This is a genomic window from Psychrobacter sp. TB20-MNA-CIBAN-0197 (assembly GCF_040309765.1).
Lineage (GTDB): Bacteria > Pseudomonadota > Gammaproteobacteria > Pseudomonadales > Moraxellaceae > Psychrobacter > Psychrobacter submarinus.
The window spans coordinates 1-267 of sequence record NZ_JBEOPC010000701.1 but is presented as its reverse complement, the minus strand read 5'-3'; the positions used below and the strand labels follow the sequence as shown (position 1 = coordinate 267).

The following is a 267-nucleotide window of genomic DNA, read 5'->3' as shown; positions in this document are numbered from 1 at the left end:
CCTTTTTAGTGTTAATTTCAATTCCTATTTCAATCGCTATCGCCTTAATGGTGATGTCTTGGATAGGTTTATCGGCAAACTTAATGTCGTTAGGTGGTATCGCTGTTGCTATTGGTATGTTGGTTGATGGCTCTGTTGTGATGGTTGAAAACATGTTCAAACACCTTAATAGACCTGATTCAACACATTACAAAAATGCGCAAGCGAGAACGTTAGGCACAGATGCTGATCCCCACGATGTAGAACATGATAAAGAAGGCATTCCTC

Annotated in this window: 1 protein-coding gene; it reads left to right on the top strand. The window is 40.1% G+C overall.

What is annotated here, in order from left to right:
* Positions 1-267: efflux RND transporter permease subunit (locus AAEY83_RS15605; RefSeq protein WP_351060391.1), on the top strand; the 267-nt coding region annotated here is incomplete at both ends.